Source organism: Geodermatophilus sp. SYSU D00696, assembly GCF_054050235.1.
In genome coordinates this window covers 43,081-64,950 of record NZ_JBJGYY010000027.1, presented here as the reverse complement: position 1 = coordinate 64,950, position 21,870 = coordinate 43,081, and the positions used below count along the sequence as shown (strand labels likewise).

Annotated in this window: 14 protein-coding genes; 6 read left to right on the top strand and 8 right to left on the bottom strand. The window is 74.2% G+C overall.

The annotated features are described in order from the left end of the window. Positions 1 to 203: 203 nt before the first annotated feature. On the bottom strand, positions 204 to 1,211 hold the full coding sequence (locus tag ACI79O_RS16965) for an FHA domain-containing protein (protein ID WP_456890611.1): 1,008 nt from the start codon (positions 1,209 to 1,211) through the stop codon (positions 204 to 206). Positions 1,212 to 1,321: 110 nt separating this feature from the next. Continuing rightward, entirely contained in the window at positions 1,322 to 3,871 is a 2,550-nt protein-coding gene (gene glgP, locus ACI79O_RS16960; protein ID WP_456890610.1) for an alpha-glucan family phosphorylase, read from the bottom strand. A gap of 153 nt (positions 3,872 to 4,024) precedes the next feature. On the opposite strand from glgP, the gene ACI79O_RS16955 reads away from it, so the two are divergent. From ACI79O_RS16955 to ACI79O_RS16930, 6 genes are all read left to right on the top strand, one after another. Beyond that, positions 4,025 to 6,052 (top strand): alpha-1,4-glucan--maltose-1-phosphate maltosyltransferase, encoded by a 2,028-nt coding sequence (locus ACI79O_RS16955; protein ID WP_456914712.1) that lies wholly within the window; start codon positions 4,025 to 4,027, stop codon positions 6,050 to 6,052. Positions 6,053 to 6,101: 49 nt separating this feature from the next. Continuing rightward, on the top strand, positions 6,102 to 7,931 hold the full coding sequence (treS, locus tag ACI79O_RS16950) for a maltose alpha-D-glucosyltransferase (RefSeq protein ID WP_456877300.1): 1,830 nt from the start codon (positions 6,102 to 6,104) through the stop codon (positions 7,929 to 7,931). Next, positions 7,928 to 9,331, top strand: coding sequence for a maltokinase N-terminal cap-like domain-containing protein (locus ACI79O_RS16945; protein WP_456890608.1), 1,404 nt, complete (start codon positions 7,928 to 7,930; stop codon positions 9,329 to 9,331). The genes treS and ACI79O_RS16945 overlap by 4 nt, the downstream gene beginning before the upstream one ends. An 88-nt stretch (positions 9,332 to 9,419) precedes the next feature. Continuing rightward, on the top strand, positions 9,420 to 12,308 hold the full coding sequence (gene glgB / locus ACI79O_RS16940) for a 1,4-alpha-glucan branching protein GlgB (RefSeq protein ID WP_456890607.1): 2,889 nt from the start codon (positions 9,420 to 9,422) through the stop codon (positions 12,306 to 12,308). A 191-nt stretch (positions 12,309 to 12,499) separates the two neighbouring features. After that, positions 12,500 to 13,885, top strand: coding sequence for a neutral zinc metallopeptidase (locus ACI79O_RS16935; RefSeq protein WP_456890606.1), 1,386 nt, complete (start codon positions 12,500 to 12,502; stop codon positions 13,883 to 13,885). A 94-nt stretch (positions 13,886 to 13,979) separates the two neighbouring features. Beyond that, positions 13,980 to 15,374 (top strand): neutral zinc metallopeptidase, encoded by a 1,395-nt coding sequence (locus ACI79O_RS16930; RefSeq protein ID WP_456890605.1) that lies wholly within the window; start codon positions 13,980 to 13,982, stop codon positions 15,372 to 15,374. A gap of 16 nt (positions 15,375 to 15,390) precedes the next feature. Here the strand turns inward: ACI79O_RS16930 and ACI79O_RS16925 are convergent, their stop codons facing one another. The 6 genes from ACI79O_RS16925 to ACI79O_RS16900 form a co-directional block, all read right to left on the bottom strand. Continuing rightward, positions 15,391 to 16,359 (bottom strand): tetratricopeptide repeat protein, encoded by a 969-nt coding sequence (locus ACI79O_RS16925; protein WP_456914711.1) that lies wholly within the window; start codon positions 16,357 to 16,359, stop codon positions 15,391 to 15,393. A 34-nt stretch (positions 16,360 to 16,393) separates the two neighbouring features. After that, on the bottom strand, positions 16,394 to 16,927 hold the full coding sequence (locus ACI79O_RS16920; protein ID WP_456914710.1) for a MarR family winged helix-turn-helix transcriptional regulator: 534 nt from the start codon (positions 16,925 to 16,927) through the stop codon (positions 16,394 to 16,396). Positions 16,928 to 17,014: 87 nt separating this feature from the next. Beyond that, positions 17,015 to 17,908 (bottom strand): endonuclease domain-containing protein, encoded by an 894-nt coding sequence (locus ACI79O_RS16915; RefSeq protein WP_456914709.1) that lies wholly within the window; start codon positions 17,906 to 17,908, stop codon positions 17,015 to 17,017. Positions 17,909 to 18,037: 129 nt separating this feature from the next. Next, complete coding sequence (locus ACI79O_RS16910) at positions 18,038 to 19,504, bottom strand: phytoene desaturase family protein (protein WP_456914708.1); 1,467 nt, start codon at positions 19,502 to 19,504, stop codon at positions 18,038 to 18,040. Then, positions 19,501 to 20,562, bottom strand: a complete 1,062-nt coding sequence (gene meaB / locus ACI79O_RS16905) for a methylmalonyl Co-A mutase-associated GTPase MeaB (protein ID WP_456914707.1) — start codon at positions 20,560 to 20,562, stop codon at positions 19,501 to 19,503. Before meaB ends, ACI79O_RS16910 begins: the two co-directional genes overlap by 4 nt. After that, on the bottom strand, positions 20,559 to 21,749 hold the full coding sequence (locus ACI79O_RS16900; RefSeq protein ID WP_456914706.1) for an acetyl-CoA C-acetyltransferase: 1,191 nt from the start codon (positions 21,747 to 21,749) through the stop codon (positions 20,559 to 20,561). The genes meaB and ACI79O_RS16900 overlap by 4 nt, the downstream gene beginning before the upstream one ends. Positions 21,750 to 21,870: the final 121 nt, after the last annotated feature.

Genomic DNA, 21,870 nt, shown 5'->3' with positions numbered 1-21,870 from the left:
GTGGGGGGGGGGTGGCGGGCGCCCCCGGTGTGGTTGCCCGGCGGGGTTCAGGGGACGTGATCGGCGGGCGCCCACCCACACGGCCCCCCGGGGGGGAGGCCCCCCTGCGGTGAGGGAGGACGCCCTGCGGTGAGGGAGGACGTGGCCCTCCTGCAGGAGCCCGCCGCGAGCGTGCGGGCGGTGGGGGGCAGGAGGGCCCTCCGTCAGTCCTGGGGCTGCTCGTAGGTGATGACCGTCCAGCCGAGCAGCAGCCGGTCACCGTCGGCGAGCGGGTGGGCGACGCCGGGCTCGAGCTGGGTCCACTCGGTGGCCTCCGGCCCGGCGACGTGCGTGCCGTTGAGCGAGCCGAGGTCGGTGAGCGTGACCTCGCGGCCGCTGCGCTGGATGGCGGCGTGCGCCGACGAGAGCACGTTCTGCGTGTCGGCGATCGGCACCGGGCGGGCGTTGCCCGAGGTCACCAGCTCGTGACTGTCGGGCCGGCGGCCCAGGACGAGATCCTCGTCGACGGTGACCACCAGGCCGTCGTCGAAGCGCAGCACCGGGGCCGAGGCGGTGTCGGGCTTCCAGAACGCCGTCTCCTCGCCCTCATCGACGCGGCTCGAGCCCGCGCCCGAGGAACCCGCCGAGCCGTAGGAGGGAGCGCTCGCGGCGGCGCCGTAGGAGGGCCCGCCGGTGAAACCGGCGTCGGAGCCGGCCGTGAACGGCGACGCGGCGGCGGAGGGCTGGGCGGCGGCGCCGGCGTGCGCGACCGCGGCCAGGTGCAGCAGCGCGCCCGAGCCGGGGACGGTGCCCTGGTGCAGGTCGTAGGCGACGCCGGGCGGCATCGAGGGCGCGGCCTGGCCGGGGCCGACGTAGAGGGTGCCCCCGAGCGGGAACCCGGTGGCGAGGGTGCACCCGTCGGCGGGCTGGCCCGAGACCGGGACGCTGTCGACGGCGGGCTGGCCCTTGCCCGACCACAGGGCCACGCCGGTGCCCGAGCCCCCGTCGGAGTCGACCAGGACCAGGGCGAAGGACGCCGAGCTCCCGCCGAGCGCGGGCACCTGCGCGGCGACGGCGGCCAGCACGCGGTCGGCGCCGGGGCCGGAGACGCCCAGGCAGGCGTGCAGGGCGGCGACGAGGGCCGGCGAGCCCGGAGCGTCGACCCAGAGCAGTCCCCCGCCGCGTCGGGCGACGACGGCGTCTCCGGGCAGGACTTCACAGCGGTCGGGCATGCGCGCCAGCCTAGTGACCTCGGCGGGAAGTGGGTCGCCCGGCAGCACCGCCACGCCGGTCGCCGCGCCCGGTGGGGACGCTGCGACCGGCGTGACTGGTGAGCCTGCCGCTACGCCGAGCGCACCAGGCCGAGCTCCGCGGGGTCGGCCAGGTGCGCGGAGTGCGGCAGCACCCGGACCGTGTAGCCGAAGGCGCCGGTGCGCTCCAGCGGCAGGGTGGCGGTGAACCAGTGCCGGGAGCCGTCGGTGTGCTCGTGCCGCATGGGCACCGTTGTCACCTCGTGCAGGCCGTCGGCGTCGTCGACCCGCCCGTAGGCCGCCTGCACCTCGACGTCGGCCGGGGTCAGGTGCGGCAGCTCCACCTCGGCCCGCAGCGCCAGCGTGGAGCCGATCTCCGGGGTGTCGCCGGCACCGGTGGCCTCCACGTGCGCCACCCGCACGCCGTTCCAGCTCTCGAGCACCCGGGCCCGCCACTGCGCCTCGCTGCGCGCCGGGGCGTACCCGGCGTCGGCCATCGAGCGGGCGGAGCCGGCGGCCGGCACGTACAGGTGCTCGACGTAGTCGCGGACCATGCGGGTGGCCAGCACCTTCGGGCCGGTCTCGCGCAGGGTGTGGCGCACCATCTCCACCCAGCGGGTCGGGATGCCGTCGCGGTCGGTCTCGTAGAAGCGCGGCAGCACCTGGGTGGACAGCAGGTCGTAGATGGCGCGCGCCTCGACCTCGTCGCGGCGGTCGTGGTCGGTGACGCCGTCGGCGGTGGGGATCGCCCAGCCGTTCTGGCCGTCGAACCACTCGTCCCACCACCCGTCGCGGATGGAGAGGTTGAGCCCGCCGTTGAGCGCGGCCTTCATGCCCGAGGTGCCGCAGGCCTCCAGCGGGCGCAGCGGGTTGTTCAGCCAGACGTCGCAGCCCCAGTAGAGGTAGCGGGCCATCCCGATGTCGTAGCCCGGCAGGAACGCGATGCGGTGCCGGATCTCGGGGTCGTCGGCGAACTTGACCATCTGCTGGATGAGCTGCTTGCCGCCGTCGTCGGCCGGGTGGCTCTTGCCGGCGATGACCAGCTGGATCGGCCGGTCCTCGTCGAGCAGCAGCGCCTTGAGCCGCGCGGGGTCGCGCAGCATGAGGGTCAGCCGCTTGTACGAGGGCACGCGGCGGGCGAAGCCGATGGTGAGGACGTCGGGGTCGAAGGCGCTGTCGGTCCAGCCGACCTCGGCCTCGGCCGCTCCGCGGGAGAGGGCGGTGTCGCGCAGCCGGCGGCGGACCTCGTCGACCAGCCGGGCCCGCAGCATCCGGCGGGTGGCCCACAGCTCCGACGCCGGGATGCGGTCGACGCCGTCGAAGGACGCCTGGTCCCGGCTCTCGGCGGGATCGCCGGCGCTGGAGGTCTGGGTCCCCAGCTCCACCAGCTCGCGGGCGGTCCAGGTCGGGGCGTGCACGCCGTTGGTGATCGAGCCGATCGGGACGTCGGCCTCGTCGAAGCCGGGCCACAGGTCGCGGAACATCCCGCGGCTGACGTGCCCGTGCAGCTGGCTGACGCCGTTGGCCCGCTGCCCCAGCCGCAGCCCCATGTGCGCCATGTTGAACTTCGCCGGGTCGTCCTCGGCGCCCAGCGGGATGAGCTGGTCGAGCGGGACGCCGAAGCCGGCGAAGTAGCGCTCGATCAGCGCCCGCGGGAAGCGGTCGATCCCGGCCGGGACCGGCGTGTGCGTGGTGAACACCGTGCCGGCGCGGACCGCCTGCAGCGCCTCGGCGAACGACAGCCCGTGCGACTCGGTCAGCTCGCGGATCCGCTCCACGCCCTGGAAGCCGGCGTGGCCCTCGTTGGCGTGGAACACCTCCGGCTGCGGGGTGCCGGTGAGCTGGCAGTAGGCGCGCAGCGCCCGCACCCCGCCGATGCCCAGCAGCATCTCCTGCCGCAGCCGGTGGTCCTCGTCGCCGCCGTAGAGCCGGTCGGTGACGCTGCGCTCGGCCGGGGCGTTCTCCTCGATGTCGCTGTCGAGCAGCAGCAGCGACACCCGGCCGACCTGCGCCCGCCACACGTGCGCGTGCAGCGTGCGCCCCTCGGGCAGCGGCACGGAGATGACGACGGCGGACCCGTCGGGCTGGCGCAGCAGCTTGACCGGCAGGCCGTGCGGGTCCAGCGACGGGTAGTGCTCGAGCTGCCAGCCGTCGGCGGACAGGCCCTGCTCGAAGTAGCCGGCGCGGTAGAGCAGCCCCACGCCGATCAGCGGCACGCCCAGGTCGGAGGCGGCCTTGAGGTGGTCGCCGGCGAGGATGCCCAGGCCGCCGGAGTACTGCGGGAGCACCTCGGTGATGCCGAACTCGGCGGAGAAGTAGGCGATGCTCCGCGGCGCGTCGGGCCCCAGCGACTGGTACCAGTGCTCGGCCGACAGGTAGTCCTCGAGGTCGTCGACGACGTCCTGCAGCCGGCGCAGGAAGCGGCGGTCGGTGGACAGCGCCGCCAGCCGCTGGGCGGAGACCTCGCCGAGGACCTTGACCGGGTCGTTGTTGCAGCGCCGCCACAGGTCGGGGTCCAGCGCCTCGAACAGGTCACGGGTCTCCGGGTGCCAGGACCAGCGCAGGTTCATGACCAGCTGGGAGAGGGGCAGGAGGGCCTCGGGTAGGGCCGCCCGGACGGTGAACCGACGCAGTGCTCGCACGCGGGGAGCCTAGCCAGACGCCACCACCGGGACAGGTCGGCGACACCGTTGTCACCCCCGTCCCACCCTCCCGGTTCCGGCCCTCCGCGGTCCGCCCGGACCCCTGCCGAGGCCGAGGTGTGGGCGGCCCCCGCGCTGGATAGCGTGGCCGGGATGACTCGCCGACCAGACCTCCGCCTCGGCATCACCGATGTCGCTCCCGTCGTGTCCTGCGGGTCCTTCTCGGCCCGCGCCGTGGTCGGCGAGCACCTGCCGATCACGGCCACCGTGTTCCGCGAGGGCCACGACGCCGTCGCCGCCGACGTCGTCTGGACCGCTCCCGACGGGACGCGCGGCGCGTTCACGCGCATGCGCCGCTACGGCGCCGAGCCCGACCGCTGGATCGCCACCGTCGTCCCCGACCGCGAGGGGCGCTGGACCTTCCGCGTGGAGGCCTGGAGCGACCCGCTGGCCACCTGGCACCACGCCGTCGAGGTCAAGATCGACGCCGGCCAGGGCCCCGGGGAGCTGGCCAACGACCTGGAGGAGGGCGCCCGGCTGCTCGAGCGGGTGGCCGCCGACGCCGACGACGAGTGGCGCGGCCGGCTCGGCGAGGCCGCGGCGAACCTGCGCGACACCTCGCTGACCCTGCACGACCGGGTCGCCCCGGCGCTGGCCTCCGGGCTGCAGCAGTACCTCGACGCCCACCCGGTCCGCGAGCTGGTCACCCCCACCGCCGACCACGAGGTCTGGGTCGACCGGCCCCGCGCGCTGTTCGGCTCCTGGTACGAGTACTTCCCCCGCTCGGAGGGGCCGGTCGTCGACGGCAAGCCCTCGCACGGGACCTTCCGGACCGCCGCGGAGCGGCTGCCGGCCATCGCCGAGATGGGCTTCGACGTGGTCTACCTGCCGCCGATCCACCCGATCGGCACGGTCAACCGCAAGGGTCCGAACACCTCGCAGTACCCCGGGGGCAACCCGCACGAGGTCGGGCCCGACGACGTCGGCTCGCCGTGGGCCATCGGCAGCGCGGAGGGCGGCCACGACGCCGTCCACCCGCAGCTGGGCACGATGGAGGACTTCCGCGCCTTCGTCACCCGCACCCGGGCGCTGGGCATGGAGGTGGCGCTGGACCTCGCGCTGCAGGCCGCGCCCGACCACCCGTGGGTCAAGGAGCACCCGGAGTGGTTCACCACCAAGCCCGACGGCACCATCGCCTACGCCGAGAACCCGCCGAAGAAGTACCAGGACATCTACCCGGTCAACTTCGACAACGACCCCGAGGGCATCTACGCCGAGGTGCTGCGGGTCGTGCGGGTGTGGATGGACGCCGGCGTGCGGGTGTTCCGGGTCGACAACCCGCACACCAAGCCGCTGGACTTCTGGCACTGGCTGATCTGGGAGGTCAAGCAGACCGACCCCGACGTGCTCTTCCTGGCCGAGGCGTTCACCCGGCCGGCGATGATGCACCAGCTGGCCCGCATCGGGTTCACCCAGTCCTACACGTACTTCACCTGGCGGACCGCGCGCGAGGAGCTCGAGGAGTACGGCCGCGAGCTGGCCTCCAACGCGCACTACATGCGGCCGAACTTCTTCGTCAACACCCCCGACATCCTGCACGCGAGCCTGCAGTACGGCGGGCCGCCGATGTTCAAGATCCGGGCGGTGCTGGCGTCGATGATGAGCCCCACCTGGGGCGTCTACTCCGGCTACGAGCTCTTCGAGCACGTGGCGGTGCGGCCGGGCAGCGAGGAGTACCTCGACAGCGAGAAGTACCGGCTGCGGCCGCGGGACTGGGCCGGCGCCGAGGGCGCCGGGCGCAGCCTCGCGCCCTACCTGCGCCGGCTCAACGAGATCCGCCGGCAGCACCCGGCGCTGCAGCAGCTGCGCACGCTGCGGTTCCACCCGGTCGACAACGGCAACCTGATCTGCTTCTCCAAGACCGACCCGGGCTCGCAGGACGCCGTCCTCGTCGTCTGCGCGCTCGACAGCCACAACCGGCAGATCGGGACGACGTCGCTGGACCTGCCCGCGCTGGGCCTGGACTGGCACGAGCGCTTCGCCGTCACCGACGAGCTCACCGGCGCCCGCTACGACTGGGGCCAGGTCAACTACGTCGAGCTGGACCCCTACTGGGAGCCCGCGCACGTCCTCTCGGTGCACCTCCCGCGGCCGGTGACCTGGCCGCCGGCGGTCCGCTGACCGCCCGACCTCCACCCGAACGCCCCACACGCGAGGACGACCCGCACCGATGACGCTCCCCGTGCCCGACCCGACCCAGACGGGTTCCGCACTGCCGCCCCGCGGCGCCGACCCCACCTGGTACAAGCGCGCCGTCTTCTACGAGGTCCTCGTCCGCGGCTTCGCCGACAGCAACGCCGACGGCATCGGCGACCTCCGCGGCATGATCGACAAGCTCGACTACCTGCAGTGGCTCGGGGTCGACTGCCTGTGGCTGCCGCCGTTCTTCGCCTCGCCGCTGCGCGACGGCGGCTACGACGTCAGCGACTACACCGCCGTGCTGCCGGAGTTCGGTGACATCGAGGACTTCAAGGAGTTCCTCGCCGAGTCCCACCGGCGCGGCATCCGCGTGATCATCGACTTCGTCATGAACCACACCTCGGACCAGCACCCGTGGTTCCAGGCCAGCCGCAGCGACCCGGAGGGCCCCTACGGCGACTTCTACGTGTGGGCCGACGACGACACCGGCTACCCCGACGCGCGGATCATCTTCGTCGACACCGAGAGCTCGAACTGGACCTTCGACCCGGTGCGCAAGCAGTACTTCTGGCACCGCTTCTTCTCCCACCAGCCCGACCTGAACTTCGAGAACCCGAAGGTGCAGGAGGCGATCATCGACGCCCTGCGGTTCTGGCTGGACCTGGGCATCGACGGCTTCCGGCTCGACGCGGTCCCCTACCTGTTCGAGGAGGAGGGGACCAACGGCGAGAACCTGCCCAGGACCCACGAGTTCCTCAAGTACGTGCGCAAGGTGGTCGACGCCGACTACCCCGACCGCGTGCTGCTGTGCGAGGCCAACCAGTGGCCGGCCGACGTCGTCGAGTACTTCGGCGAGGACGGCGACGAGTGCCAGATGGCGTTCCACTTCCCGGTCATGCCGCGGCTGTTCATGGCCGCCCGCCGGGAGCAGCGCTTCCCGATCTCGGAGATCATGGCGCAGACGCCGTCGATCCCGGACAACTGCCAGTGGGGCATCTTCCTGCGCAACCACGACGAGCTGACCCTGGAGATGGTCACCGACGAGGAGCGCGACTACATGTGGGCGGAGTACGCCAAGGACCCCCGCATGAAGGCCAACATCGGCATCCGCCGCCGGCTGGCACCCCTGCTCGACAACGACCTCAACACCCTCGAGCTGTTCAACGCGCTGCTGCTGAGCCTGCCCGGCTCGCCGGTCCTCTACTACGGCGACGAGATCGGCATGGGCGACAACATCTGGCTCGGTGACCGCGACGGCGTCCGCACGCCGATGCAGTGGACGCCGGACCGCAACGGCGGCTTCTCCACCGCCGACCCGCAGCGGATGTACCTGCCCCTCAACGCCGACCCGGTCTACGGCTACCAGACCACCAACGTCGAGGCGCAGCTGCGCAACACCAACTCGATGCTGCAGTGGATCCGCCGGATGATCGCCGTCCGCAAGGAGCACCCGACCTTCGGGCTGGGGACCTACGAGGAGGTCGGGTCACGCAACCCGACGGTGCTGTCGTTCGTCCGCGAGTTCGGCGACGACGTCGTGCTGTGCGTCAACAACCTGTCCCGCTTCCCGCAGCCGGTGGAGCTCGACCTGCGCCGCTTCGAGGGCTACACGCCCATCGAGCTCACCGGCCGGGTCGAGTTCCCGCAGATCGGTGTCCTGCCCTACATGCTCACCCTCGCCGGGCACGGCTTCTACTGGTTCGAGCTGGCCCGGCCGGCCGAGGAGCCGGCGGCCGAGCCGGTCGAGGAGCCGGCCGCGACCGACACCGCCAGCAGCCCGCTGGCCGACTCGCTGCTGGCCTCCGGGCTGGTGAGCGAGGCGCCCGACGACGTCCCGCACGGCACCGGAGGCGCCCGATGAGCACGGCACTGGCCGGGGTCCTGCGGGACTGGATGCCGCACCAGCGGTGGTTCGGCGGCAAGGGCCGGGAGTGGGCCGACGTCACCGAGGAGGGCTTCTTCCTCTCCCGCGGCGAGCCGGTGGTCTCGGTGCACCGCGTCCGCGTCACCTACACCGACGGCGCCGTCGAGACCTACCTGGTGCCGCTGTCCTGGCGTGCGCACCCGGAGGAGGACCTCAGCTGGGCGTTCATCGGCGCGGTGCCGGGCAAGGACGCCGACGGGTCCGAGCGGGAGAACTACGCCTACGACGCGATGCGCGACCGCGACGCGACGATGCCGTGGCTGGCGAACCTGGCCGCCGGTGCCACCGTCGGGCCCCTGCACTTCCACCCGGCCGGCGACGCCGATGCCCCCGCGCCCATCCCCGAGGGCGTGCCCGGGGACGTCCTGTCCGGCGAGCAGAGCAACACCTCGCTGGTCTACGGCCAGGACGCCATCTTCAAGCTGTTCCGCCGGCTCGAGCCCGGGCTCAACCCCGACGTCGAGATCGGCGAGGCGCTGCGGCGGACCGAGAACCCGCACATCGCCCCGCTGCTCGGGTACGTCGAGATCGACGACCCGGACCCGTCGGCCGAGCCCGCGACGGTCGCGATGCTGCAGACCTTCGTCCGAGGCGCCAGCGACGGCTGGCGGCTGGCCACCGCCAGCGTCCGCGACCTCTACGCCGAGGGCGACCTGCACGCCGACGAGGTCGGCGGGGACTTCGCCGCGGACAGCGAGCGGCTGGGCGCGGCGACCGCGTCGGTGCACGCCGACCTCGCGCGCGTGCTGCCGAGCGAGCCCGCCGACCGCGCCTGGTTCGCCGCCAGCGCGGAGGCGATGAACGCCCGGCTGGAGGCGGCCCTGGGCGTGGTCCCCCAGCTCGAGGAGCACCTGGCCGGACTGCGCGCGCTCTTCGCCGCGGTGGCCGACAGCCCGGAGGAGGTGGTGCGCCAGCGGGTGCACGGCGACTTCCACCTCGGCCAGGTGCTGCGGACCGCGACCGGCTGGGTGGTGCTCGACTTCGAGGGCGAGCCGGCCCGGCCGCTGGCCGAACGCCGGCAGCTCGACAGTCCGCTGCGCGACGTCGCGGGGATGCTCCGCAGCTTCGACTACGCCGCACGGCACATGCTCGTGGAGCAGCCCGACGACTCCCAGCGCGCGTACCGCGCCCAGGAGTGGGCAGTGCGCAACCGCGGCGCCTTCTGCACGGGCTACTCGGCGGCCGGCGAGATGGACCCGTGCGGGGACTCCCCGCTGCTGCGGGCCTTCGAGGCGGACAAGGCCGTCTACGAGTGCGTCTACGAGGCGCGCAACCGGCCGAACTGGCTGATGATCCCGCTGCAGTCGTTGGCGCGGCTCACCGCCGGGGAGTCCTGAGCCCCACCCGCACGACGACACCGCACGGAGTCAGCACCCGCGGACCAGACGACGGCACGAGACGACGGCAGAGGACGGCAACGCGACCATGACGACGAGCGACTCGACACTCCCTCCCGGTACGCCCACCGCCAACGAGACCGCCGACGCGCCGGCCTCCAAGGAGGAACTGCAGCGGGTGGTCGACGAGCGCGCCGCCCAGGCCGAGGCGGCCGAGAGCGAGCCGGTGGTGAACGCGGCCCCCGCGAAGAAGCGCGCCCCGGCCAAGAAGGCGGCGGCCAAGAAGGTCCCCGCGAAGAAGGCCCCGGCCAAGAAGGCCCCCGCCGGGCAGACGGCCGCGGCGACCACGGCCGCGGTCACCGACGGCGACGGCGCCGCCGAGCCCGCCGCCGCGAAGAAGGCGGCCAAGCGGACGACGAGGAAGGCCACGGCGGCGACCACCGCCACGGGTGAGGCGCCGGTGAAGGCCACCCGCACGCGCACCCCCGCGAAGCGCACGGCCGCCGACACCGCCGCCGAGCCCTCCGCCGAGATCGTCGCCGAGCAGGGCGGCACGACGCCCCCGGTGGTCGCCCCGGCCCCGATCGCCGAGCCCGGGTCCCCCTCCGGCGCCCCCGCACCCCAGCCCGAGTCCCAGCCCGAGGCCCAGCCCGAGGCACGGCCCGAGCCCGAGCCGGGGGACGGCGGCGGGCTGGCCTCCGGCGCCGGCGGCGAGGGCGCGCCCGACGCGACCGACGCCGTCACCGAGGAGGACCTGCGCGCGATCGTGGACGGCTGGTCGCGGGATCCGCACCGCGTCCTCGGCGCACACCCGTCCGGCTCGGGCTGGGTGGTGCGCGCACTGCGGCCCAACGCCTCCGCCGTGGCCGTCCTCGACCAGGACGACACCCGCTACGAGGCCCGGCAGATCCACCCGGGCGGCGTCTTCGAGGCCACGCTGCCCGCGCAGCCTGGCGACTACCGGCTCGAGGTCACCTACGGCACCGACACCTTCCCCGTCGACGACCCCTACCGGTGGCTGCCCACGCTCGGCGAGCTCGACCAGTACCTGCTCGGCGAGGGCCGCCACGAGCGGCTGTACGACGTGCTGGGCGCGCACGTCCGCCGCTACGACACCCCGCGCGGCACCGTGGCGGGCGTCTCCTTCGCGGTGTGGGCGCCCAACGCCCAGGGCGTGAAGGTCACCGGCGACTTCGACTACTGGGAGGCGCGGCTCTACCCGATGCGCCAGCTCGGCTCGATCGGCGTCTGGGAGATCTTCGTGCCCGGCGTGCAGGTCGGCGCCCGCTACCGCTTCCACGTGCTCGGCGCCGACGGCGTGTGGCGGGAGAAGTCCGACCCGATGGCCTTCGCCACCGAGGTGCCCCCGCTCAACGCCTCAGTGGTCACGGAGTCCACCTACGAGTGGAACGACGACGCGTGGCTGGCCGAGCGCGAGCGCGGCGGCTGGCACGAGCGGCCGATGAGCATCTACGAGGTGCACCTCGGCTCGTGGCGGCAGGGGCTGTCCTACCGGCAGCTGGCCGACGAGCTCGTCGACTACGCCGTCGCCGCCGGCTTCACCCACCTGGAGTTCCTGCCGGTCGCCGAGCACCCCTTCGGCGGCTCCTGGGGATACCAGGTCACCAGCTACTACGCCCCCACCTCGCGCTTCGGGCACCCCGACGACCTGCGCTACCTCGTTGACCGGGCCCACCAGGCCGGCCTCGGGATCATCGTCGACTGGGTCCCCGCACACTTCCCCAAGGACGCGTGGGCGCTGGGCCGCTTCGACGGCACCGCCCTCTACGAGCACGACGACCCCCGCCGCGGTGAGCAGCCGGACTGGGGCACGTTCGTGTTCAACTTCGGCCGCACCGAGGTGCGCAACTTCCTCGTCGCCAACGCGCTGTTCTGGTGCCAGGAGTTCCACATCGACGGGCTGCGGGTCGACGCCGTCGCCTCGATGCTCTACCTCGACTACTCGCGCGAGGACGGCGAGTGGGTGCCCAACGCCTACGGCGGGCGGGAGAACCTGGAGGCGGTGTCGTTCCTCCAGGAGGTCAACGCGACCGTCTACCGCGAGGTGCCCGGCGTGGTCACCATCGCGGAGGAGTCGACGGCCTGGCCCGGGGTCACCCGGCCCACCCACCTGGGCGGCCTGGGCTTCGGATTCAAGTGGAACATGGGCTGGATGCACGACTCGCTGGCCTACGTCTCCCGCCAGCCGGTGCACCGCAGCTACCACCACAACCAGCTGACGTTCTCGATGATGTACGCCTACTCCGAGAACTACGTGCTGCCGATCAGCCACGACGAGGTCGTCTACGGCAAGGGCTCGCTGCTGCGGAAGATGCCCGGTGACCGCTGGCAGCAGCTGGCCGGCGTGCGCGGCTACCTGGCCTACATGTGGGCCCACCCCGGCAAGCAGCTGCTGTTCATGGGCTCGGAGTTCGCCCAGGACAGCGAGTGGGCCGAGAGCCGCTCGCTGGACTGGTGGCACCTCGACGACCCCGCGCACCGCGGCGTGCTGCAGCTGGTCACCGACCTCAACGCCCGCTACCGCGAGCTCGAGGCGCTCTGGTCGCTCGACGTCGACCCGGCCGGTTTCCAGTGGATCGACGCCAACGACGCCTCGGGCAACGTCGTCACGTTCCTGCGCTACGGCGGGCCGAAGGTGACCGACGTCCCCACGGCCACCCAGGCCGCGGAGTCCGGCGAGCGCGGCGGGCAGGTCGAGGGCGGGCAGACACGAGGCCAGGTGCTGGCCGCGGTCTGCAACTTCGCCGGCACGCCGCACCACGGCTACCGCGTCGGCCTGCCCCGCGGCGGGCGCTGGCGCGAGGTGCTCAACACCGACGCCGAGCTCTACGGCGGCTCCGGGGTCGGCAACTACGGCGGGGTCGACGCCGTCGCCGAGCCCTGGCACGGCCAGCCCTTCTCGGCCACCGTCTCCGCGCCGCCGCTGGGCACCCTCTGGCTGGTCCACGAGGGCTGATCCCCTGATCGGCGACGCCCCGGCCGCCCCCTCGGGGTGGCCCGGGCGTCGCCGCGCGCCGACCTGTTCCGCACTCCTGCCCGCCCGTGCATCATGGCCCGGCTCCGCGCCGCCCCCGGTGGCGCGGACCGCACCCCGCGCGCCCGGCTCCCCGGGTGACGGCACACCGGCAGAGAAGGAACACCAGCTCCATGAGGCATGTCCTGCGTCGCGTCATCGTGGCGGCAGCGGCGGGCAGCGTGCTGCTCACCGGCTGCACGAGCACCGTCTCCGGCATCGCGTCGCGCGGCGCGAGCGTGCCGGTCGACGTCTCCGACGCGGACTTCCCGGTCACCGGCTCCGCGGACACCGAGGCCGACCGGCTCGCCCGCAACGCCCTGGCCGACCTGGACACCTTCTGGTCGCAGGCCTACCCCGAGTACTTCGGTGAGGAGTACGAGCCGATCACCGGCGGCTACTTCTCCGTCGACTCCACGAACATCGACGAGTCGGCCTACCCCGACACCGGCATCGGCTGCGCCCGGGCGCCCGAGGACCCCGAGGGGGTGGCCAACAACGCGCACTACGACCCGAACTGCGACGTCGTGGCCTACGACCGGGCGCTGCTGCAGCAGCTCAGCGACCAGTTCGGGCCCTACCTCGGCCCCGCGGTCATGGCGCACGAGATCGGCCACGCGATGCAGGGCCGGTTCGGCTTCGCCGACTCGGCGATCGTCGTCGAGACGCAGGCCGACTGCCTCGCCGGCGCCTTCACCCGCTGGGTGATCGACGGAAACGCCGAGCACATCGCGCTGCGCGCCGCCGAGCTCGACCAGGTCGTCCTCGGGGTCATCGGCCTGCGCGACCCGGTCGGCTTCGACCCCGACGACCAGCGCGCGCACGGCTCCGGCTTCGACCGGATGTCGGCCTTCTACGCCGGTTACGACGGCGGCGTGGGCACCTGCCGCGACGACTTCACCGAGGACCGGCTGTTCACCGCCACCGAGTTCACCACCGAGGCCGACCTCGAGAGCGGGGGCAACCTGCCCGCCGACCAGATCGGCGAGCTGGTCGCCACCACGCTGCCGGTCTTCTACCAGTCGGTGTTCCCGGGCCTGGGCGCCGAGTTCACCGACCCCGCGATCGAGTCCTTCGAGGGGGACGCGCCCGACTGCGGTGACATGGGCGCGGAGAACCGCGACCTCGGGTACTGCGAGGCCGACGACACCGTCTACCTCGACGCGGAGCTGCTGGGCTCGACCTACGACGGCATCGGGGACTTCGCGGTCGCCGCGGCCATCTCCGTCGCCTACGCCCAGGCCGCGCGCGCCCAGCTGGACCTGCCGATCGACGACGCCGCGGCGATCTCCTCGGCGGTCTGCCTGACCGGCTGGTACACCGCCCGCTTCTGGACCGGTGACTTCGAGCAGATCGGCAGCCTCTCCCCCGGCGACGTCGACGAGGCGGCCATCTTCCTGCTCACCTACGGTCAGGAGGAGGGTGTCTTCCCGAACACCGACCTGTCCGGCTTCGAGATGGTCGACGCCTTCCGCGACGGCTTCCTCAACGGCGGCACCGGCTGCGACATCGGGCTGTAGCCCGTCCCGGTCACGACAGCGGCGCCCGTCTCCCCCGCGCGGGAGGCGGGCGCCGCCGCGTTCACGCAGGCCCCGGCCGGGTACGGGCCTCCCGATGGACCTCCCCTCGCGCTCCCGGGGCGCCCTCGCCGCGCTGCTGGCGCTCGGCGTCCTCGTCACCTCGGCGTGCTCCTACGTCGTGATCGGCACCCCGCGGTCGCAGGGCATGCCGACCGAGTCGGTCGACGCCGGCACGCTGCGCGTCGTCGGCGCCACCGACGGGCCGATCGACACCCTCGCCCGCAACGCGCTGGCCGACCTGGAGACCTTCTGGGCGGCGGGCTTCCCCGACGTCTTCGGGCAGCCGTTCCAGCCGCTGACCGGCGGTTTCTTCAGCGTCGACCCGAACGACGTCGACCCGTCGCTGTACCCCGACGGCATCGGCTGCGGCACCGATCCCCGCGAGCTGGAGAACAACGCCTTCTACTGCTCCTCGCAGGAGGCGCCCAACTCCGACTCGATCAGCTACGACCGCGCCTTCCTCGGCGAACTCGCCGGCCAGTACGGCGAGGTGCTGCCGCAGCTGGTGATGGCGCACGAGTTCGGCCACGCGGTGCAGGCCCGGGTCGGCTACCCGCCGGCCTCGATCGCCACCGAGACCCAGGCCGACTGCCTGGCCGGCGCGTGGACGGCGTGGGTGGCCGACGGCAACGCCGAGTACTCCTCCATCGACACCGACGACCTCGACCAGCTGCTGCGCGGCTACTTCCTGCTGCGCGACCCGGTGGGCACCGGCTCGGGCGAGCAGCAGGCGCACGGCTCCTACTTCGACCGCGTCTCGGCGTTCCAGGAGGGCTTCGACGACGGCTCGACGGCCTGCCGCGACCGCTACGGCCCCGACCGGGTGTTCACCCAGGGCGAGTTCACCACCGACGCGGACTTCGCCACCGGCGGCAACGCGCCCTTCGGCGACACCCTCGGCTTCACCGAGGCGTCGCTGGCCGAGTTCTGGGGCCGCGCGTTCACCGAGGTCCTCGACGCCGAGTTCACCGAGCCGGCGCTGGAGGCCACCACCGCCCCGCCGGACTGCGCCCCCGAGGACGTCGCGCTGGTCTACTGCCCCGACGGCGGGGACGGGGCCGGCCTCGTCGCCTTCGACGGGGACTTCGCCGAGCAGACCTACGAGCTCGGCGACTTCGCCGTGGTCACCGGGGTGGCCGTCCCGTACGCGCTGGCCGCCCGCGACCAGCTGGGCCTGTCCACCGACGACACCGAGGCGCTGCAGTCGGCCGTGTGCCTGACCGGCTGGTACTCGGCGCAGGTCTACAACAACCAGCTGGAGAGCGTGCGCATCTCCCCCGGTGACATCGACGAGAGCGTGCAGTTCCTGCTCGAGTACGGCAACGACCCGGACGTGCTCGCCGACGTCGAGCTGACCGGGTTCCAGCTGGTCGACCTGTTCCGCGCCGGCTTCCTCAACGGCGCGGAACCGTGCGGCGTCGGGGTCTAGCGCCGCCGGGCGCGGCTCAGTAGAGCGCCGCCATCAGCTGGCGGCGGGCGGCGACCACCCGCGGGTCCTCGGCGCCGACGACGTCGAAGAGCTCGACGAGGTGCTGGCGCGCGCGGTCCCGGTCGTCGCCGGCGGTCCGCCGGACGACGTCGACCAGGCGAGTGAAGGCGCCCTCGACGTCGCCCGTGCCGAGCTGGAAGTCCGCCGCCCGCGTCTGCGCCTCGACGTCGTCGGGGGCGGCGTCGGCGGCCGCGAGCGCCTCGGGACCGGCGGCGTCGGCCCGGCGGATCAGCCGCACCTGGCGCAGCGCGAGGCCCGCGACCGGGTGGTCGGGCTCGGTCTCGAGGATCGCGGCGTAGGCGGCCTCGGCGGCCTCGAGGTCGCCGCGCTCGAGGGCAGCCTCGGCGGCGTCGAGGCGGGGGTCGTCCATCGCCTCGTCCTCGCCGGGCCCGCCCTCCGGGACCGCGCCGCCGGTGGTGGCCCGGACCAGCTCGGTGACGAACTGGCGGGCCTGCTCCTCGGGGATGGCGCCGGTGAACTCGGCGACCAGCTGCCCCTGCCAGACCGCCTTGACCGCGGGGATGCCCTGCACCCGCAGGCCCTGGGCCAGCGCCGGGTTGGCGTCGACGTCGACCTTGGCGAGCACCCACGAACCGCCGCCCTCGGCGGCCAGCCGCTCGAGCACCGGGGAGAGCTGCTTGCAGGGGCCGCACCACTCGGCCCACAGGTCGAGGACGACCGGCACCTGGAAGGAGCGGTCGAGCACCTCGGCCTGGAAGGTGGCCTCGGTGACGTCGACGACCGCCGAGCCGGGTGCGCCCGCCGGGGCCGTGGCACTGGGCTGCGGGGCCGCCTCGGCCCGCGCGGCGGCCTCGGAGCGGGCCTTGACGGCGGCGAGGTCGACCGCACCGGCCAGGGAGGCGGCGAGCTGCGCCTGCTGGGCCTGCGCGCGCGGGTCGGGGCGTCCGGGACGGGTGGGCTGCATGCGCCCATGATCCCACCGGCGGGTGGGCGCGGTGTCAGCTCTCGGCGGACGGGGCCGCGTCGACCTCCGCGACGTCGCCGGCGCCCAGCCGCACCCGGCGCAGGAGGTCGAACAGGGTCTCCTGCTCGGCCTCGGGCAGGTCGCCGAGGCCGAAGTCGAGCGCGGTGAGCTCCCGGGTGGCCGCCTCGACCACGGCGCGGCCGCGGTCGGTGATGCCGGCGAGGACGCCGCGGCCGTCGGCGGGGTTGGGCCGGCGGTCGACGTACCCGGCCGCGACGAGCCGGTCGATGGCGTTGGTGACGCTGGTCGGGTGGACCATGAGGCGGCTGCCGATGACCTTGAGCGGCAGCTGCCCGCTGCGGCTGAAGGTGAGCAGCACGAGCACCTCGTAGCGGGCGAAGGTCAGCCCGTGCGGGCGCAGCACCTCGTCGAAGCGGGCGAGCAGGATCTGCTGCACCCGGAACACCGACGTGGCCGCGCGCATCGCCGCGGCCGGCCCGAAGCGCCGCTCCCAGGTCTCCCCTGCGCGCTCGATCGGGTCGAACGGCAGCCCCAGCGCCCGGACCATGCGCCCGACGCTACCCGCCGCCCGCCTGCGCCCCGGCCCCCGCGCCGACCGGTCACCCGCCGTGGTCACCCCGGCCGCACAACCACGTCAGCCGACCACTCGTTCGCAGGCGGCCAGTGCCTCGGCGATCCGGGCGACGAGGCGGGCCGGACAGCGCAGGTCCTCGGCCGTGACGAAGAGGACGCGCCACCCGGCCTCGGTGAGCCGGTTGAGCCGGCGCCGGTCGGCCACGAACTGGGCGGGGTCGCCGTGCCACAGACCGTCGTACTCGACCGCGAGCCGGTGTCCGGGCCAGGCGAAGTCGACCCGCGCCACGAAGCCGCGGTCGTCGCGGACGGTGAACTGTGCGACCGGCAGCGGCAACCCCGACCGGTGCAGCAGCAGCCGGAGCCGGGTCTCCTGCGGCGACCCGGCCAGGCCGTCGGCGAGCGTCGCCGCCGTCCGCACCTGCCGGCACCCGCGCCCGGTCGCCGCCGCGGCGGCCGCACGGACGGCGTCGAGGTCGACGAGCCGCTGGGCGACGAACCGGTCGAGCAGGACGACCGCCTCGTCGAGCGGACCGGAGGCCGCCACGGCGACCGCCGTCGCCGCGGCCGTGGTGACGGCGACGCCGGACCGGCGGGTGACCTGGTCCCCGGACAGCGCGGCCCGGCGGACCCGGATGCCCGGCAGGCGGACCCGCGACCGGTCGGGCGGGACGGTGAGCTCGACGTCCTCGGTCGCCCCGGCCAGGCGCAGGTCCCACAGCACCGCGGCGCTCCGGCCGCTGACGACGGCGCCCGGCACGAGCAGGACCGCCGCGGCACGGGCCCGCAGCTGGTGCGTGAGGTCGACCGTGGTGCAGGCGTACACGTCCCGGAAGGCCCGGCGCCAGGCCGGCCCCCACAGCTCGTTCTCCGTCAGCAGCCCCGCGGAGACGACGCTGGACCCCCGGAAGACGCGGCCGCGCAGCTCCGGGGGACGGCGGGGTGACCTGGACACCGGCGCAGCCTGCCCGGAGACGGCCGCTGCCCGCCGGCGCCGTCCACAGGCCGGACGTAGTGGTCAGCGGCCGTGGTCACCGCCGACGGGAGACCACGGCAGGTGACCAACGGGCGAGCGGCCGACCCCTCAGACGGCGGGGCGCAGCCGGGGGACGTCGCGGACGCCGAACAACTCGCGCAGCGCCACCTGTGCGGCGTTGTCCCCGCAGGCGCCGTGCACGGCGGGCCCGGGCGGGGTGGCCGAGGACGCGAGGTACACGCCGTCGACCGGCGTCTTGTAGGTGTTCCACCGCGGCACCGGGCGGAACAGCATCTGGCGCAGCGTGGCCTGCCCGTTGGAGATGTCCCCGCCGAGGTACATCGGGTTCCACGCCTCCATCTGGACGGCGTTCTTGGTGACCCGGTCGACGATCGTGTCCTTGAACCCCGGCGCGAACCGCTCGACCTGGTCCTCGATCGCCGCGGTCATGTCCACGTCGGACCCGTGCGGCACGTGCACGTAGGCCCAGAAGACGTGGCCGCCCTCGGGCGCACGGGTCGGGTCGGGCACGGTCGGCTGGACGGCGAGCACGTACGGGCGCTCGGCGGCCCTCCCCTGGTTCGGGGCGCGCTCGCCGGCGATGGTCTCCTCGAGGGTGCCGGCCACGTGCAGCGTCCCGGCCCGCCGGGCGTCGGGGTTGGTCCACGGCACCGGCTCGGACAGGATCCAGTCGATCTTGAAGACGCCGGCCCCGTGCCGGTACCGCCGCACCCAGCGCCGGTAGCCCTCGTGCACCCGGTCGCCGGCCATCGACACGAACGCCTCGGGCGTGGTGTCGAGCAGCACGGCCGGGACGCCGTCGAACTCGCACAGGTCGGTGACCAGGTGCCCGGTGACCACCTCGCCGCCCTGCTGCTCGAGCGCGGTGACCATCGCGTCGGCGAGGTTCTGCGACCCGCCCTCGACCAGCGGCCAGCCGACGTGGTGGCCGAGCATCGTCAGCAGCATCCCGAGCGCGGAGGTGAGCGGCTGGCTCAGGTCGAGCATGCCGTGCGCCGCGGCGCCGCCGAGCAGCGCGCGGGCCTCCTCGGTCTCGAAGTACCGGTGCGCCAGCCAGCTCACGTTGGGCAGCCCGTTGAGCCCGAAGTACACGATCTGCGGCACGCTGCGGGTCGGCAGCCGGCGCAGCCGGCTGGTCAGGAAGAAGTCGACGACGTCCTGCCCGTGCTCCACCAGCGGCTCGAACAGGCGGCGGTAGGCCGCCCCGTCCCGCCCGAGCGCGGCCGCCGTCTCCTCCAGGGAGTGGTACTGGACCGCGGCCCGCCCGCCCTCCAGCGGGTGGGCGAAGTTGACCTCCGGCTGCACCAGCCGGACGCCGCGGCTGGGCAGGTCGAACTCGCGGAAGAACGGTGCCGCGGCGGCCATCGGCTGCACGATCGAGCAGACGTCGTGCCGGTAGCCCGGCCGCATGAGCTCCTCGGTGCGCATCCCGCCGCCGGGCCGGTCCGCCGCCTCGACGACCTGCACCCGCAGCCCGGCCGCCGCCAGCCGCAGCGCTGCGGCCAGGCCGTTCGGCCCGGCTCCGACGACGACGGCGTCCGGCTTCCCGTTCACCGGGTCAGTCTGCCCGCGGGGTCCCGGAGCTGCCCGAGGAGCCGGTCGGCGGCGCGGTAGGGGTCGGTCTCGCCCGCCACCACCTCGCCGGCGAGCGCGGCCAGCGCGGCCGACCCGCGCACCTCGCCGATCCGCTCCCGCAGCCCGGCCAGGGCGATCGCCTCGATCTCGCGGGCGGCCCGCTCGGCACGGCGGTGGGCGCCCTCGCCGGAGCCGGCCAGCCACCGGCGGTGCGCCTCGACCTCCTCGAGGACCCGGTCGACGCCCTCCCCGCGGGCGGCCACCGTGCGCAGGATCGGCGGCCGCCACGCCCCCGGACCGGTGGACCGGCCGCCCAGGGACTGGGCGTAGCGCAGGTCGCGCACGGTTCGGTCGGCGCCGTCCCGGTCGGCCTTGTTGACGACGAGGACGTCGGCCACCTCGAGGATCCCGGCCTTGGCCGCCTGGATGCCGTCGCCCATCCCCGGCGCGACGAGCACCAGCGTGGTGTCGGCGAGCGAGGCGATCTCCAGCTCCGACTGGCCGACGCCGACGGTCTCGACGAGCACGACGTCGCAGCCGGCCGCGTCGAGCACCCGCAGCGCCTGCGGCGTCGCCCAGGCCAGCCCGCCCAGGTGCCCGCGCGAGGCCATCGACCGGATGTAGACGCCGGGGTCGCCGGCGTGGTCCTGCATGCGCACCCGGTCGCCGAGCAGCGCGCCGCCGGAGAAGGGCGAGGACGGGTCGACGGCGAGCACGCCGACCCGCCGGCCGGCGGCCCGCAGGCCGCGCACCAGCGCCGTCGTCGTCGTGGACTTGCCGACGCCGGGCGCGCCGGTCAGCCCCAGCACCTGGGCGCGCCCGGTGTGCGGCGCCAGCGCGGCGGCGACCTCGCGCAGCAGCGGGCTGGCGTCCTCGACCAGCGAGATGAGCCGGGCCACCGCGCGGGCCTCGCCGTCGCGGGCGCGGGCGACCAGGTCGGCGACGTCGACAACGCGCCGGCCCCGCCTCCCCCGGGGGGTGGCGGGGCCGGGCGTCGCGACGGCCGTGTCCTCCCGGACGAGGCCGTCGGGCGTCACGCGGGAGCGGGCACGTGCAGGACCAGCGCGTCGCCCTGCCCGCCACCGCCGCACAGCGCGGCGGCACCGACGCCGCCACCGCGGCGGCGCAGCTCGAGCGCCACGTCGAGCACGATCCGGGCGCCGCTCATGCCGATCGGGTGTCCGAGGGCGATCGCGCCGCCGTTGGGGTTGACCTTCTCCGGGTCGATCCCCAGCTCGCGGGTGGCGACGAGGGCGACCGCGGCGAAGGCCTCGTTGAACTCGACCAGGTCCAGGTCCTCCGGCGCGATCCCCTCGCGCTCGCAGGCCCGCCGGATCGCGCGGGCGGGCTGGCTCTGCAGCGTCGCGTCCGGCCCGGCGACGACGCCGTGCGCGCCGATCTCGGCGATCGGCGTGATGCCCAGCTCCGCGGCCTTCTCGGCGCTCATGACCACGACCGCGCAGGCGCCGTCGGAGATCTGGGAGGCGGTGCCCGCGGTGATGGTGCCGTCCTTCGCGAAGGCGGGCTTGAGCCGGGCGAGGGTCTCCACGGTGGTGTCGGCGCGCACGCCCTCGTCGTCGCGGAACTCGATGGGGTCGCCCTTGCGCTGCGGGATGAGCACGGGGGTGATCGCCTCGTCGAAGATCCCGTTCTTGCCCGCGCGGGCGGCCTTCTGGTGGCTCTCCGCGGCGAAGGCGTCCTGCTCCTCGCGGGTCAGCCGGTACCGGTCGTTGGCCTGCTCGGTCAGCGCGCCCATGGCCACCTGGTCGAAGGTGTCGGTCAGCCCGTCGTGCGCCATGGCGTCGACCAGCCGGGCGTCGCCGTACTTGGTGCCGGTGCGGCCGCTGGGCAGCAGGTGCGGCGCCTGGGTCATCGACTCCTGGCCGCCGGCCACGACGACGTCGAACTCGCCGGCGCGGATGAGCTGGTCGGCCAGCGCGATGGCGCTCAGCCCGGACAGGCAGACCTTGTTCACGGTGATCGCCGGGACGGTCATCGGGATGCCGGCGGCCACCGCGGCGGGCCGGGCGGGGTTCTGGCCGGCGCCGGCCTGCAGCACCTGCCCCATGATCACGTACTCGACCTGGTCGCCGCTGATGCCCGCGCGCTCCAGGGCGGCCTTGATCGCGACACCGCCGAGGTCGGCCGCGGAGAAGTCCTTGAGCGAGCCGAGCAGCCGGCCCATGGGGGTCCGGGCGCCGCTGACGATCACCGAGCGGGACATGCTGCCTCCAGGAGCGCGCCGCCGACGCTGGCGACGACGGGTCGGACCGCGCCCGCGGGAGTCGCAGGTCGCGGGGACAGGGCTGCAGGCCAGGATAGATCGGTTCTCCAACCGGGTCGAC

What these genes read in the sequence shown, in the direction of transcription:
- glgB (WP_456890607.1), top strand. Translation starts at nt 9,420, where the DNA reads ATGACGACGAGCGACTCGACACTCCCTCCCGGTACGCCCACCGCCAAC.
- ACI79O_RS16925 (WP_456914711.1), bottom strand. Translation starts at nt 16,359, where the DNA reads ATGCAGCCCACCCGTCCCGGACGCCCCGACCCGCGCGCGCAGGCCCAG.
- ACI79O_RS16965 (WP_456890611.1), bottom strand. Translation starts at nt 1,211, where the DNA reads ATGCCCGACCGCTGTGAAGTCCTGCCCGGAGACGCCGTCGTCGCCCGA.
- ACI79O_RS16955 (WP_456914712.1), top strand. Translation starts at nt 4,025, where the DNA reads ATGACTCGCCGACCAGACCTCCGCCTCGGCATCACCGATGTCGCTCCC.
- ACI79O_RS16920 (WP_456914710.1), bottom strand. Translation starts at nt 16,927, where the DNA reads ATGGTCCGGGCGCTGGGGCTGCCGTTCGACCCGATCGAGCGCGCAGGG.
- ACI79O_RS16945 (WP_456890608.1), top strand. Translation starts at nt 7,928, where the DNA reads ATGAGCACGGCACTGGCCGGGGTCCTGCGGGACTGGATGCCGCACCAG.
- treS (WP_456877300.1), top strand. Translation starts at nt 6,102, where the DNA reads ATGACGCTCCCCGTGCCCGACCCGACCCAGACGGGTTCCGCACTGCCG.
- ACI79O_RS16930 (WP_456890605.1), top strand. Translation starts at nt 13,980, where the DNA reads ATGGACCTCCCCTCGCGCTCCCGGGGCGCCCTCGCCGCGCTGCTGGCG.
- ACI79O_RS16900 (WP_456914706.1), bottom strand. Translation starts at nt 21,749, where the DNA reads ATGTCCCGCTCGGTGATCGTCAGCGGCGCCCGGACCCCCATGGGCCGG.
- ACI79O_RS16935 (WP_456890606.1), top strand. Translation starts at nt 12,500, where the DNA reads ATGAGGCATGTCCTGCGTCGCGTCATCGTGGCGGCAGCGGCGGGCAGC.